This is a genomic window from Brachybacterium muris (genome assembly GCF_016907455.1).
In the GTDB taxonomy this organism is placed as follows: domain Bacteria; phylum Actinomycetota; class Actinomycetes; order Actinomycetales; family Dermabacteraceae; genus Brachybacterium; species Brachybacterium muris.
Map to the genome: position 1 here is coordinate 98,847 of NZ_JAFBCB010000001.1, position 14,024 is coordinate 112,870.

At 71.2% G+C, this 14,024-nt stretch carries 8 protein-coding genes; 6 read left to right on the top strand and 2 right to left on the bottom strand.

All coding sequences use genetic code 11. The features are described from left to right. Nucleotides 1–126 precede the first annotated feature (126 nt). On the bottom strand, nucleotides 127–1,512 hold the full coding sequence (locus tag JOD52_RS00465; protein WP_239551670.1) for an MATE family efflux transporter: 1,386 nt from the start codon (nucleotides 1,510–1,512) through the stop codon (nucleotides 127–129). Between the two features lie 317 nt (nucleotides 1,513–1,829). Here JOD52_RS00465 and JOD52_RS00470 point away from each other — a divergent pair, with 317 nt between their 5' ends. The 6 genes from JOD52_RS00470 to JOD52_RS00495 all read left to right on the top strand — a co-directional run bounded on the left by JOD52_RS00470 (nucleotide 1,830) and on the right by JOD52_RS00495 (nucleotide 12,511). Next, nucleotides 1,830–3,215 (top strand): hypothetical protein, encoded by a 1,386-nt coding sequence (locus JOD52_RS00470; protein ID WP_204408439.1) that lies wholly within the window; start codon nucleotides 1,830–1,832, stop codon nucleotides 3,213–3,215. A gap of 211 nt (nucleotides 3,216–3,426) precedes the next feature. After that, a complete protein-coding gene (locus tag JOD52_RS00475; RefSeq protein ID WP_204408440.1) occupies nucleotides 3,427–6,897 on the top strand; it encodes an efflux RND transporter permease subunit in 3,471 nt (1,156 codons plus the stop codon). A 244-nt stretch (nucleotides 6,898–7,141) separates the two neighbouring features. Beyond that, nucleotides 7,142–8,851, top strand: coding sequence for a sensor histidine kinase (locus JOD52_RS00480; protein WP_204408441.1), 1,710 nt, complete (start codon nucleotides 7,142–7,144; stop codon nucleotides 8,849–8,851). Beyond that, nucleotides 8,848–9,543 carry a response regulator transcription factor gene (locus JOD52_RS00485; protein ID WP_204408442.1) on the top strand — a complete coding sequence of 232 codons (696 nt, stop codon included), beginning with the start codon at nucleotides 8,848–8,850 and terminating at the stop codon, nucleotides 9,541–9,543. The genes JOD52_RS00480 and JOD52_RS00485 overlap by 4 nt, the downstream gene beginning before the upstream one ends. 185 nt (nucleotides 9,544–9,728) lie before the next feature. Beyond that, complete coding sequence (locus tag JOD52_RS00490) at nucleotides 9,729–10,505, top strand: hypothetical protein (RefSeq protein ID WP_204408443.1); 777 nt, start codon at nucleotides 9,729–9,731, stop codon at nucleotides 10,503–10,505. 191 nt (nucleotides 10,506–10,696) lie between these two features. Next, nucleotides 10,697–12,511: a hypothetical protein gene (locus JOD52_RS00495; protein ID WP_259841834.1), complete on the top strand. Its 1,815-nt coding sequence runs from the start codon at nucleotides 10,697–10,699 to the stop codon at nucleotides 12,509–12,511. A 21-nt stretch (nucleotides 12,512–12,532) separates the two neighbouring features. Here JOD52_RS00495 and JOD52_RS00500 read toward each other — a convergent pair whose 3' ends face one another. Next, nucleotides 12,533–14,011: a pyridoxal phosphate-dependent decarboxylase family protein gene (locus JOD52_RS00500; RefSeq protein WP_204408444.1), complete on the bottom strand. Its 1,479-nt coding sequence runs from the start codon at nucleotides 14,009–14,011 to the stop codon at nucleotides 12,533–12,535. Nucleotides 14,012–14,024 lie beyond the last annotated feature (13 nt).

Below are 14,024 nucleotides of genomic sequence, written 5' to 3' on the forward strand. Positions count from 1 at the left end.
CGGTCTCCTGCGGTGCCTCTTGCTGGTCTCCTGCGTTGCCGCCTGCCGCCTGCCGCCTGCCGCCTGCCGCCTGCCGCCTGCCGCCTGCCGCCTGCCGCGTGCCGCGGGTGCCTCAGCCCTGCACGCTCACGCCCCGAGCCGCATCCAGGCGTCGCCCCGCACTCGTAGCCCCAGCGTGATGGCACGGGCGATCATGAACACCAGCGTGCAGGAGATCCACACCCCGGCCAGGGCCCAGATGTCCGGGAGGTCCGAGAACGCCACCCACGCGGCGCCCGGCATGGTGGCGAGCATCGTGATCACGCCCACCTTGGCCAGGTAGGGGGCATCACCCGCGCCCATCAGCACCCCGTCCAGCACGAACACGTACCCGGCGATCGGCTGAGCGATGATCAGCACCCACAGGGCAGCGCGCAGGTTCTCCTGCACCGCCGCATCCGGGGTGAACACGGCCGGGGCCAGGTAGGAGACGGCCAACAGCAGCGCTGCCGTGACCAGGCCCCCGCCCACGCCCCAGCTCACCAGGCGCGAGGTCACCGCCCGCACCGTGCGGGTGTCCGAGGCGCCCAAGTACTTGCCCACCAGTGCCTGACCGGCGATCGCCAGGGCGTCCAGAGCCAGTGCGAACAGGTTGAACAGGGTCAGCGCCAACTGGTGGGCCGCCAGCTGCACGGCCCCCAGGTCGGTGGCCACGAACGTGGAGACCAGAAGCACCACCCGCAGCGTCAGGGTGCGCACGAACATCGGCACCGAGTCGCGGCCGGCGGAGGCCACCTGCTTCAGCTGAGGTCGCAGGCTCACGCCGTTGCGCCGCGCACAGCGGGCCACCACGGTGAGCAGCGCGATCGCCATGCCCCATTCGGCGATGATGGTGCCGATCGCCGAGCCCGCGATCCCCAGGTCCAGCCCGAAGATCAGGAACCAGTTCAGCGGCACGTTCACTGCCGCACCGATACCGGCCACCACCAGCGGGATCATCGCCTTCTGCAGTCCGCGCACCAGCCCTGTGGCGGCCTGGACGGCCAGCATGGCGGGCAGGCCGAAGGTGCTGATGTGCAGGTAGGTGCGGGCCTCGGCGAGCACCTCGGCCGAGGGACCGAACAGGTCCAGCAGCGGGTCTCCGGCCCCCAGCAGCAGCAGGCAGCTGAGGGTTCCGATGCCGAGCGCCAGCCAGCAGGCGTCGACCCCGCGGGCGATCGCCTCGGCACGCCGGCCCGCACCGAAGGCCCGCGAGACGGCGGCGGTGGTGGAGTAGGCCAGGAACACCGACAGTGCCACCACCGTGGTCAGCACTACGGAGGCCAGGCCCAGGCCCGCGAGGGACACCGTGCCCACGCGGGCAACGAAAGCTGAGTCCACCAGTACGAACAGCGGCTGTGCGATCAGCGCTCCGAGGCTGGGGATCGCCAGGCGCAGGATGTCGCGGTCCACCCGGGCGCGGGCCTCGCGGGGGGTCTGCGGTGTCTGCCTCTCGTCCCCGGGTTCGGGGGTGGGGGAGGAGGGGCCAGGCATGGATGCGAGTTTCTCACGGGGGCAGGGCGGAGGTCCTGTTCGTGCGGCCAGTGCCATAGCGGAGGGTGGTTGGCACACCGGAGCGGAACGTTACGGGACCGATACCGCAGAATTCCCTGTCGGCGCGACAGCGCACACGTACGTTTAGAGCAGTACGACCGGAAGGACCATTCGGGGGACGATGCCGGCAGAGTGCGAGGGTTCGGTGGCAGACCTGGCGACGAGTGCTGTGGCCGGGCCCGCAACGGGTGTGCCATGCGCGGCGCCAGGACCCAGGTAGGTGCGCTCCCCCGCACCACGGAAGCGAGGAGTTCCAGATGACGAGTCCCACTGGCCCGCAGCGCGACAGCAACCAGACCCCCGAGGCACCACTGCCCGCACCGCGGGAAGGGCAGGCGGAACCCGGCGGACGAGATGTCGACGGGGCGAGCCGCACAGGGCTGCTGGTCATGCTCGCCGGGATCGGAGTGCTGGCACTGGTCCTCGCTGCTGCCGGGTTCTTCCTGCTTCGCCCGGGCCAGGACGGTGATGAGGGCGGCCCGGCCGCGCAGCGGCCGGAGGGCGCCACCGCATCGGCCTCCGACGACGGCGGACCCACTGCCCCGGGCCAGGAGGGCACCGGCTCGAGTCCGGAGGCCTCGGCCACCGAGCAGACCCAGCCGCCACCACCGGCTCCGTCGCTCGACGAGCTCCGCAACGCGGCACTGCTGATACCACCGGGGTGCGCCGACTACATGTACTTCGACGGCGAGTACGGCGGAGCCGATCACGGGACCACCCCGGTGCAGTTCACCGACGGCGAGGCCCCGGGCAACGCCCCCTCCAGCTCGTACCTGCTGGGGGACGAGACCGCGGTGCTGGAGGCGGACGGAAGGGCTCTCACGATCGTGGCGGTCCACTGCTTCGGAGGGGGCTCCTACACCTACCCCGCGCTCGCGGCCTACGACGGTGACCTCGAGCTGGCAGGCTGGATGGACACCCTGGACGAGAACTACCCCCAGCCCGGCACCTCACCGAAGCCCTACCTGGAGGACCTCGCGGTCACCGGCAGCACGCTCACGTACACGCATGGCGGCATCGAACTGTTCGGCGACCAGGCATGCAGCGCCTGCGAGAAGTCCGGAACAGCAACCATGAGCTGGCAGTGGACCGGTGAAGGATTCATCTCCACCGATGTAGTGGTGCACACCCCGACCGGGGACGTGCGGCAGCCGTCGGTCGAGGACGCCCAGGCAGTGGCCGATCTGCTGATCGCCGGTGATGACGCCGCCGCCGACTACTTCATCGAGGGCACGGTCAACCCGCCGCTGGTGGACGGGCAGACGGACTTCTCCACCCTCGGTGAGGACGGAACCCTCGATTTCGGCCGGGCCGACGTCGTGCCTCCCGGGACTCGCGTGGATTCCTGCGAGGTGATCGGTGGAGGGACCCTCAGCGAGGACTTCGGCTATGGCTCCTTCTACGGGCCCTACTTCATGCGGGATGGCTCGGAGATCACCTCTTCGTCGATGGCGCGGGGCACCGGGGACGCTGCCTACGAGACCCATCCCGGCGACGTGGTGTGCCTGCTGCAGAACGACCAGGACCCACCCCTGGGCGAGTTCTACGATCAGTCGGGGTTCCACCTGATCCTGCAGGGCACTGACGACGGGTCGGTCGTTGTCCGCGTGATCGGTCTCGGCCTGTACGGCGCAGAGATCTGACCCGCCAGGTCTGCCCGGCCGGTACGGGGTGACCAATCACCTACCTTCGTCGGATCCGCCTCGGAGGTTGCCGTGCAATAGTGCGCGTGGGACAGTGCGCCCCGGTCCGCGACGGGCTCGGCGGCGCATCTTCTGATCCGGTGCCTGCTCCGCGAGCCCGCTTCGTGATCGGCGCGTCCCCGCATCCCGTCTGCGCGTCCCAGGAGCACCCATGCACCGCCTCGCCACCCTCAGCCTCAACAACCGGGCGTTCATCGCTCTGGTGTGCGTGGTCGTCGCCATCGTCGGCGCCATGAGCATGACGATGCTGCGCCAGGAGCTGATCCCGTCGGTGTCCCTGCCGCAGATCCAGGTGGTCACCACCTCCCCGGGCGCCTCCAGCGAGCAGGTCAAGGACCGCATCAGCGACCCCATCGAGAACGGCGTGCGCGGCCTGGAGAACGTGGAGGGCACCAGCTCCACCTCGCAGTCCAGCCTTTCCATGGTCACCGTGGAGCTCACCTACGGCACCGACATGGCCCGCTCTTCCAACCAGGTCGAGGCCGCGATCTCCCGCATCGAGGACCAGCTGCCCGAGGGAGCAGAACCGCAGGTCATCGCCGGTGGCACCGGGGACATCCCCGCCGCGGTGCTCTCCATCTCCTCGGACCTGGACCCCTCCACCCTCGCCGACCGCCTGAACTCCTCCGTGGTCCCCGAGCTGGAGCGCATCGAGGGGGTCTCCGGCGTGATCGTCGTCGGCGCCCCGCCGCAGATCGTGAAGATCACCCCTGACGAGCAGGCCCTCGCCGAGCGCGGCCTGTCCACCGGCTCGATCACCGAGGCGCTGGACGCCAACGGCCTGTCCATCCCCGGCGGCACCGTCGTGGACGGCGACCAGTCCCTCGACGTCACCATCGGCGTGCCCCTGGAGTCCCTCGAGGCCCTCGAGACCATGGTGCTGATGCCCCCCGAGGGCGCCGATGTGGACCCGACGCAGGCGCCCACCACCCTCGCCGATGTCGCCACCGTGGAGCAGACCCAGCAGGAGGCCACCAGCATCTCCCGCACCAACGGCCGCGAGTCGCTGGTGATGGTCATCAACACCACCGTCGACGGCAACGTCGTGGACGTCTCCGAGAACGTCACCGCCGAGCTGGACTCGCTGCTGCCCTCGGTGGGCGGCGCCGCCGAGAGCCAGGTCGTCTTCGACCAGGCCCCCTTCATCCAGGAGTCGATCCTGGCGCTCGCCGAGGAAGGCTTGCTGGGCCTGCTGTTCGCGATCGCCGTGATCCTGGTGTTCCTGCGGGCCGTCCGACCCACCGTGGTCACCGCCATCTCCATCCCCATGTCGCTGCTGATGGCTTTCGTGGGCATGCTGCTGAGCGACTACACGCTGAACATGCTCACCCTCGCGGCGCTGACCATCTCCATCGGCCGCGTGGTGGACGACTCCATCGTGGTGATCGAGAACATCACCCGCCACCTCACCTACGGCAAGACCAGGCGGCGGGCGATCATCGACGGCGTGCGGGAGGTGGCCGGCGCCATCACCGCCTCCACCCTCGCCACGGTGGTCGTGTTCCTGCCGGTCGCGGTGGTCTCCGGCTGGGCCGGGGAGCTGCTGCGCCCCTTCTCCCTCACCGTCGCGATCGCCATGCTGTCCTCGCTGGTGGTGGCGCTGACGATCGTCCCGGTGCTGGCCTACTGGTTCCTGCGGCCCCCGAAGGCCGCCCAGGACCTGGACCCCGACGACGAGCACGCCGTGGCCGAGGTGCGCGACGCCGCTGAGGCCAAGGAGGAGCGCGGCTGGCTGCACCGGATGTACAGCCCCACCCTCGCCTGGTCGCTGCGCCACCGCTTCCTGGCCCTGCTCGCCGCCGTGGCCATCCTGGGCGGCACCGTGGCGCTGTACCCGCTGCTGAAGATCAACATCCTCGGCGACACCGGGCAGAACATCGCCTCGTACACCCAGACCCTCCCCGCCGGCACCACCCTGGAGGAGTCCAGCGCCAAGGCCATGGACGCCGAGGAGGCCCTGGGCGCGCTGGACGGCGTGGACGTCGTCCAGACCACCATCGGCGGCTCCCAGTTCGGCTTCGGCGGCGCCAGCAACGAGATCACCTACCAGGTCACCACCGACTCCGAGGCCGACCAGGAGGCCCTGCGCGAGCAGATGCTCACCACCTTGCAGGACATGCCGGAGGCCGGAGAGATCGAGGACTCCTTCGACGCCGGCGCCATCGGCTCCTCCACCGTGGACATCCTGGTCACCGGCCCCACCCCCGAGGACCGCGAACAGGCCGTGGACCTGATCATCGCCGAGCTGGACCCGCTGCCGGACAGCGTCGAAGAGGTATCCACCGACCTCGAGGGCGAGCAGCCCACCGCGGTGATCACCGTGAACCGCCAGGCCGCAGCCCAGCGCGGGCTCACCGAAGAGGCCGTGGTGGGCCTGGTGGCCCAGCAGCTGTTCCCAGCCGCCATCGGTCAGGTCACCATCGGTGATGCGGAGCTGGACATCTTCGTGGAGCAGGGCGAGGGCATCGAGACCCTCCAGGAGCTGCAGGACATGCAGATCGCAGGGTTCCCGGTCACCGACGTCGCCACCATCGAGGAGACCCTGGAGCGGCCCATGATCCGCTCCCAGAACTCGCTGGAGACGGTTACCGTGTCCCTCACCCCCGCCGCGTCCGACGACGTGGGCGCCACCGCGGATGCGGCCCGTCAGGCGATCAGCGCGGTGGACCTGCCGGAGGGCGTGCAGGCCAGCACCGGCGGTGCTGCGGAGGACATCGAGACCATCTTCGGGCAGCTGGTGCTGGCTCTGGTGGTGGCGATCCTGCTCACCTACGTGCTGCTGGTGTGGATCTTCAAGTCCCTGATCCAGCCGCTGATCCTGCTGGTCTCCATCCCCTTCGCCGCGACCGGTTCGCTGGGCCTGCTGGTGCTCACCGGGGTGCCGCTGGGCCTGCCCTCCATGATCGGCATGCTGATGCTGGTGGGCATCGTGGTCACCAACGCGATCGTGCTGATCGACCTGGTCAACCAGTACCGCCGTGACGGGATGACCCTGGACGAGGGCCTGATGACCGGTGCCCAGAAGCGTCTGCGCCCGATCCTGATGACCTCGGCCGCGACGATCTTCGCGTTGATCCCGATGGCGCTGGGCATCACCGGCAGCGCCGGGTTCATCGCGCAGCCGCTGGCGGTGGTGGTGATCGGTGGCCTGGTCTCCTCCACGCTGCTCACCCTGATCATCGTGCCGGTGCTGTACCGCATCGCCGAGGGCCCGGGGGAGAAGCGCCGTATCCGCGACGAGGCGCGTGACGAGGAGCGCCGCATCGAGCGTGAGCGCCGCGCCGACGAGCGGGCCGGGCGTGATGGGGCTCGCGAGAGCGGGGGCGACGGCTATGCGGCCGGCACCCGGTCCACCGCGCCGTCCACCTCGACCGCTCCTGCGTCGTCGGCTGCGTCATCGGCTGTGCCCTCAGATGCCGTCGCACCTGCTGACGCTCACGTGGACCGAGACCTCGGCACCGCCCCCTCCCGGTCGGTCACCCCGGTCACCCCCGGTACCTCCCCCTCCCGGTCGGTCACCCCCGGCACCGTGGAGCGCGGCCACACGGCCACGCGGCGGCGCTCCCTGAAGGAGCGCGGCGGCATCGTGGGCATCGTGAAGCGGCGCCTCGGCCGGAACTGAGTGGACGCTGGTGGCTGTTCTCGGGCCTGAAAACAGCCACCAGCGTCCACTCACGAGTTTCGCCACGGCCCGGAGACCGCTTGCACTGCCCGGACCCGGCCCGTCTCCCCGAGGCCCGGACCCCGCCCGTCCGGTCTGAGTTCACGCCCGCCGGGAGTGAGCCCGTGCCCGCCAGGAGTGAGCCCCGTCTGCCCGGCGCGGGTCTCACCTGCACCGGGGCCCGTCGGCCGCATACGATGCCCCCATGCCCTCGACGCGTCCCCGCCGCGGCCTGCTGCGCACCGGCGCCGGCGGGTGGACGGTGCGCACGCGCGTGCTGTCGGCGCTGCTGGCGTTCATGGTGGGCGGGCTGGCGATCACGGGGCTGCTCACCTACGTCGCGCAGTTCCGGGTGCTGGAGGAGCGCATCACCAGTGAGCTGCTGCAGGAGAAGCGCGAGCTCGAGGTGATCGCCCAGTCCGAGGACGAGGACGGCACGCTCGTCTACGAGACGGTCGACGACCTGCTGGCGACGGCGACCCTCTCGCTCGTTCCCTCGGACAACGAGTCCGTGCTGGCCCTCATCGACGGCACCCCCAAGTACAAGCCGAACGTGCAGGACTTCGAGCTGATGGACTCGCCGCAGGCGCTGGATCGGATCCGGGAGGCGCACCAGCCCGGCAGTTCCTCATGGCTGGACCTGGACATCAACGGCACCGCGGTGCGGGCACTGGTGGTGTCGGTGCAGGTGCCGGGCGATCCCAGCGAGGGCATCTTCGTTGTGGCCAGCGACATCGGGGTGCAGAAGCGGGCCCTGTGGCGTTCGGTCACCACTTACATCGCGCTGGCCACCCTCACCGTGATCACCGCCGGGTGGGCCGGCTACCTGGTGATCGGGAAGCTGCTGAAGCCCCTGGAGGCGCTGCGGGAGGCCACCGAGGAGATCACCGTCGAGGACCTCGAGCACCGCGTCCCCGTGCCCGAGGGGCGCGACGACATCGCCGCGCTGGCCACGAACTTCAACCGCATGCTGGAGCGCATCCAGTCCGGCTTCGCCGAGCAGCGCCGGTTCATGAGCGATGTGGGCCATGAGCTGCGCACCCCGCTCACCATCGTGCGCGGCACCCTGGAGATGACCGACCCGGACGACGCGGCCGATGTGCGCGAGTCCCACGAGATCGCCCTGGACGAGCTGGACCGGATGGGCCGCGTGGTGGGGGACCTGTCCGAGCTGGCCGCCTCGGCCCGTCCCGATTACGTCAAGCCCCGCCCCACGGACATGGCCGAGTTCGCCCGCTCCGCCTTCGCCCGCATCGAGAGGATCGCCGAGGGCGACTGGGTGCTGGAGCAGGTGGCCGACGTGGTCGCCGAGGCCGACGAGCAGCGCCTCACCCAGGCCGTGGTGCAGCTGGCCGCCAATGCCGTGCGGTACAGCGAGGAGGGCACCCGGGTGGTGTTCTCGGTGGCGCGGGTGCTGGGGGCCCAGGGCTACGAGATGCATGTGAGCATGCGCGACCAGGGGGTCGGCATCGCCCCCGAGGATCAGCTGCGCATCTTCGAGCGCTTCGCCCGGGTGGACCATTCCCGTGAGAACGGCTCGGGCCTCGGCCTGCCGATCGTGCTGGCGATCGCCGAGGGCCATGGCGGCACGGTGCGGCTGGCCTCGAAGCCCGGGTACGGATCGACCTTTTCTATCGTCTTCCCCCAGTTCGTCGACGGCGGTGACGGCTTCGGCGACGACGGCAGCGACGGCGAGGGCGTCAGGAGCGAAGGCGCCGGGGGCGAGGACGTCGGGGGTGATGGAGTCAGGGGTGATGGCGACGCGAGCCACGGGGCCGGCGACGTCCGCTCCGGGGCCGATGACGCCCGTTCCGGCACCGGCCGGCGTCAGGACGAAGCTCCCGATTCCCCACGAACCATCCCCGACACTGCCGACCACGAATCCCCCCGCCCCGAACGGAGCAGCACAGCATGAGGATCCTGATCGCGGAGGACGAGCCCCGCATCGCCCGCTTCGTGGAGAAGGGGCTGAAGGCCAACGGGTACGCCTGCACCGTGGTGGAGGACGGCATCAGTGCCCTGGACCTGGGCTCCAGCGGCGACTTCGACCTGATGATCCTGGACGTGGGCCTGCCCCGCATGGACGGGTTCCAGGTGCTCAAGGCGCTGCGCGGCATGGACGTGGACATCCCGATCCTGATGGTCACCGCCCGCTCGGGCGTGGAGGACACCGTGCAGGGTCTGGAGGACGGCGCCAACGACTACATCGCCAAGCCCTTCCGCTTCGAGGAACTGCTGGCCCGGGTGAAGCTGCGGGCCCGCGAGGCCACGGCCGGGGCCGGTTCCGCCGGCAGCGACGTGCTGACCCTGGGGGACCTGCAGCTGGACCTGCGCACCCGCCTGGCCACCTTCCAGGACGCCGAGCAGCAGCGGGAGCGCAGCGTGGAGCTGTCCTCGCGGGAGTTCACGATGGCACGGGTGTTCCCGGAGAATCCCGGCCAGGTGCTCACCCGCGACCTGCTGCTGTCCAAGGTGTGGGGATACGACTACGAGGGCGCCTCCAACGTGGTGGACGTGTACGTGGGGTACCTTCGCGGCAAGCTGGGGGCGGCGCGCTTCGTCACCGTGCGCGGTGCGGGGTACAAGATCGTCGACCCGGCGGCCTGATCGCCACGGGCTCCGTTCCGACCCCGCCGGGTGCACCTTTGGTTCCCGACCCCGCTGGGTGTTCCCCTGCTCCGCGACCCCGCCGGGCGTTCCCTCGGTCCGCGACATCGCCGACGACGGCTTTATGAGAGGTCTCTCATGAAGTGCTCACGGGCATCTCATCGCCGCCGGTCACGATCGTGGCCATGAAGACTCTCCGGACAGCTGCCGCGCTGGTGGTGGTGGGCGTCGGCGCGGTGGGCCTCGCCGTGCTCCCCGCCGTGGACGACGTCCCGGCCGACATGCCGGGCATCGTGGTGGGCCAGGAGCCCGCCCTCGGCGGTGCCGTGCCCGACTCCGGTGATCTCGAGGCCGCCAGGAACGGCGGCGGGGTCGAGGCGGGCGCCGAAGCATCCTCCGTTGCCGAAGCCTCCTCCGATGCCGATGCCGATGCCGATGCCGATGCCGATGCCGATGCAGGCGCCGCGGGCCAGGTGCTCCCTGGGGATGTCCCGGAGAGCGACGGTTCCGTGGTCGCACTGCCCAAGCCACGGGCCACCCAGCAGCCCGTGCGCGGTGTCCACTCCGATACCGGGGTGGGTCCCATGAAGTCCTCACCGTCGCCGGAACCGGCGCCTGCCCCAGCCCCGGCCCCCGCGCCGCGCAAGGCGGAGAGCGGTGCGTCGAACTCGGGATCGAGCAGTTCCGGCGCCCGGAGCTCTGGATCGAGCAGTTCCGGCGCCCGGAGCTCTGGATCGAGCAGTTCCGGCGCCAGGAGCTCCGGATCGAGCAGTTCCGGCGCCCGGAGCTCTGGCTCCAGCAGCTCGAGCGGTTCCTCCACATCCAGCAAGCCGAAGAGCTCAGGCTCCAAGAGCTCCGGCCCCTCCCGCCCCCCGCGCCCCTCGGGGCTGTGCGAATGGGACGACGACGAGTGGGAGTGCGACGACGACGACGATGATGATGATGACGACGATGACGACTGAGCCCCGGCGCGGCTGAGTCCCGTCCCCTCTGAGGCTGAGTTCCGCCCCGGCCGAGTGAGCTCTGACGGTCGTGCGCACCTTGCCTGAATCGCGGCCCCGGTCGAGTCCGTCTCGACCGGATCCTGCTCGGCTGTGTGAGAATCCGTGGCCACCCATGGGCCCGGGGGGGAGGGGCTTGGTAAGTTCGGGGCGTGAGCGCTCTGGGACCCGACAGCATCCCCGTTCCGGGGCGTGCCGACGGTGAGCTCTCACCGCCTCAGCTGGACGACCTCCGCATCGCACTGCGGCCACCTGAACTGCCGGCCCCTGCTCCTCACGACGCCCTCTCCGCGGCCCATCGGGTGATGGACCTGCTGCACGCTGAGAGGTACCGCGATGCGATGGCGATTGCCGAGCACTTCGCAGAACGCACCCGCACCCAGTCGGGCCCGACCACGGCACGGGACCGCATGGAGCTGCTGCGGGCGCGACTGCTGGCCTCCGTCCTGGTGGGCAGTGGGGAGCCGTGCGAGCAGGCCGCCGCCGAACTGGTCACCCACCTGCGTCGGAGCGGACATCGGGCGCAGGCAGCGGCCACCGCGACGGTGCTGCTGGAGAGCGGCCCCAGCTGGAGGCGCGAGGCCCGCACCGCCGCTCTGGGCACCGCGGCTCAGGCCCCGAAACCGTCAGGACGCCGCCGCGGAGAGCGCACCCAGGTCACAGCCGAACTGCTCGCCGTGGTGCGCGGGATGCAGTCACCCGCCCTGCGAGGGCACACCGACCGCGCCGGGGGCGAGTCCGACCCCTCCCTGCGCTGGGGTCAGGCCGATCCGCGCAGCGAGGTGCGCCTCCTGCGCGCCGCGCTGGAAGCACTGCCGACCGTGAAGGACCAGTTGCTGGGAGACCCGGAGCCGTTGCTCATGGTGCGCCTGGCGCAGGCACTCGAAGCCGTAGGAGACCCCGCCGCAGCGACGACCCTGGCGCTGGACGTCCTGGAGAGGATGGACGAGGGCCCGGAGGCGGCCGCTGATCCGCAGCGCGCCCGCACCTCCGCCAACGCCCTGCTGGCCCGCACCCTCGGCGAGGCGCACCCCGTCCTGGCCTCCCACCACGCGGTGGATGCCCTGCTGAGCCTGCGCACCGTGGACGACCCTCCGCTGCGCATCGGCCTGATCACCGACCTGCTGCACGCGCTGATGCGGGCCGAGCTGCCCGCCCACGCGAACTTCACGGCCGGGCGCCTGCTGTCCCTGCAGCGCACCCTGCGACGGGACGCCCACCGCACCGCCCCCCTGCTCGCGGTGGCCGCCCAGCGCATCAGCGCCGAGAGGTACGACGCCGCCTGGGTACCGCTGGAGCAGGCCCGACTGATCGCACGCCAGGAACGGGACCGCAGGGCCGGCATGGAGGCGGCCCGCCTCGGTGCCAGCATCCACGAGCGCACCGGTGATGCGCGGGCGCAGCTGGTGGAGCTGAGGCAGGTGGCCGCCAGTGCCCACTGGCTGGCCGACGACCTCGCGACCTCCGGCCCCGAACGCTCCCGCATGGTGCTCACCGAGCTGCAGGCCCAGTCCCTGGTGATGCGACGGGCGATGGACCTGGAGGAGACGACGCTGGCACTGTCCGCCGCCGCGCAGGTGGAGCGCCGCACCCGGCCCGACGGCGGACGCCCCGTACTGCCCGCCGAACTGCTGTGGGACCACCGGGTGGACGCCCTGGTGGGGCGCTTCATCACTCTCGGCGCCGCAGCGGGGCGCGGCGAGGAGGACGTGGATCCGGACGACGTGGAACAGTGCCGCCGCGAGGCCCTGCAGGCGATCGACGCCATGCCCCCGGGGCACGACGCCCGCGCCCGCTACTGGGCCGCGTACCTGGACGAGCGCCACGCCGCACTGCTCGCCGAACGGGGGGAGCGCGAACAGGCCCAGAAGGCCGCGCGGAGGGCGCATCGGGGCTGGCTGGCCATCGATGCCGAGGAGGATGCCCAGCGGGTGGCGCAGCTGGTCGATCGGCTCGCTGGGGACTGAGGGGCCGAGCGTCTGACCCCTTCAGCTCCCGTCGGCCTCGCCCATGGTCGTCGTGAGCACCTCGATCACCGCGTCGGCCTCCACCGAGGGGTTCACGAAGGCGAGCCGAAGCGCTGGCTCCCCCTGGTAGGCGGTGGGGACGCACAGTATCACGCCGTCCTTCGCGAGACGTCGTGACCAGGTGCGATAGGCGTCCTGGTCCCAGCCGCGGCGACGGAACACCACCACCGACAGCTCCGGCTCCAGCAGCAGCTCCAGGTGCTCGCTGTCCTTGATCGCCTCGGCGACGGTGCGGGCGGTGGCCAGGCAGCGCTCCACCGCGGCGGTGTACGCGTCGGTACCGTGGGTGGCCAGCGAGTACCACAGCGGCAGTCCACGGGTGCGGCGCGAGAGATGCGCGGCGAGGTCGGCCGGGTTGGACTCGCCGCGGTCGATCGAGTCCAGGTACGCGGCGTGCTGGGCATGCGCCGCCGCGGCCGGGCGCGGGTCGCGGTACAGCAGGGCGCAGCAGTCGTAGGGCGCGAACAGCCACTTGTGGGGGTCCACGATGAAGCTGTTGGCCTCCTCGATCCCGTCGAAGCGGTGCCGGGTACTGGGGGCGGTCAGTGCCGCGCCCCCGTAGGCGCCGTCCACGTGCACCCAGGCGCCGTGCCGGTGCGCCACCTCCACCACCGAGGCCAGGTCATCCACGATCCCGGCATTGGTGGTGCCCCCGGAGGCCACCACGGCGCAGATCCGCTCGTCGGCGGCCAGCAGCGGCTCCAGGGCCTCGCCGGTGAGGTGCCCATTGGCATCCACCGGCACCATCACCACCTCCATGTCCAGCAGCCTGGCGGCGGAGGAGACGGAGGAGTGGGCGGTGGAGGCGCAGGCCAGGGCCCAGCCCCCGGCAGGCTTGCCGCCACGGGTGCGGCGGGCGTGCTCACGTGCGGTGGCCAGGGCCGAGAGGTTGCCGTTGGTGCCTCCGGAGACGAACACCCCGGCTGCATCGGCCGGCCAGCCCAGCAGGTCCGCCAGCCAGCGCAGCACCTGGTTCTCGGCGAAGATCGCACCGGCGCCGCCCTCCCACAGCCCGCCGAACACGTTCGCGGCGGAGACCACGGTGTCGAAGGCGACCGCTGCCCGGGTGGGGGCGGCGGGGATGTAGGCGAGGTTCATCGGGTCGTCGGAGGCACGCGTGGCCGGCAGCAGCACCTCGTCGAACAGCTCCATCGCCCGCTCGGCGCCGATGCCACCGGCGGTGATGGTCTCGCCCACCTCGGCGTGCAGGTCATGGGCGCTGCGGGCGGTGGCCTTCGGGTCCGAGGCCAGGGCCGTGTGCGTTGCCGCCCACTCCAGGGCGATGCTCACCGCGTCGCGCTCGTCGCCCCACACCGGGGAGGGCGGACGATGCCGCTGCAGTGCGTCGGAGGCCTGTGCGAAAGCAGTGCGGTGCTCCGGCTCCGGGTGCGGATCATCGGCGGGGGAGGGGTGCTGGGAATGCGTCGTCACGCCCTGCATCGTCGCACGGCCG

What these genes read in the sequence shown, in the direction of transcription:
- JOD52_RS00465 (WP_239551670.1), bottom strand. Translation starts at nt 1,512, where the DNA reads ATGCCTGGCCCCTCCTCCCCCACCCCCGAACCCGGGGACGAGAGGCAG.
- JOD52_RS00470 (WP_204408439.1), top strand. Translation starts at nt 1,830, where the DNA reads ATGACGAGTCCCACTGGCCCGCAGCGCGACAGCAACCAGACCCCCGAG.
- JOD52_RS00475 (WP_204408440.1), top strand. Translation starts at nt 3,427, where the DNA reads ATGCACCGCCTCGCCACCCTCAGCCTCAACAACCGGGCGTTCATCGCT.
- JOD52_RS00480 (WP_204408441.1), top strand. Translation starts at nt 7,142, where the DNA reads ATGCCCTCGACGCGTCCCCGCCGCGGCCTGCTGCGCACCGGCGCCGGC.
- JOD52_RS00485 (WP_204408442.1), top strand. Translation starts at nt 8,848, where the DNA reads ATGAGGATCCTGATCGCGGAGGACGAGCCCCGCATCGCCCGCTTCGTG.
- JOD52_RS00490 (WP_204408443.1), top strand. Translation starts at nt 9,729, where the DNA reads ATGAAGACTCTCCGGACAGCTGCCGCGCTGGTGGTGGTGGGCGTCGGC.
- JOD52_RS00500 (WP_204408444.1), bottom strand. Translation starts at nt 14,011, where the DNA reads ATGCAGGGCGTGACGACGCATTCCCAGCACCCCTCCCCCGCCGATGAT.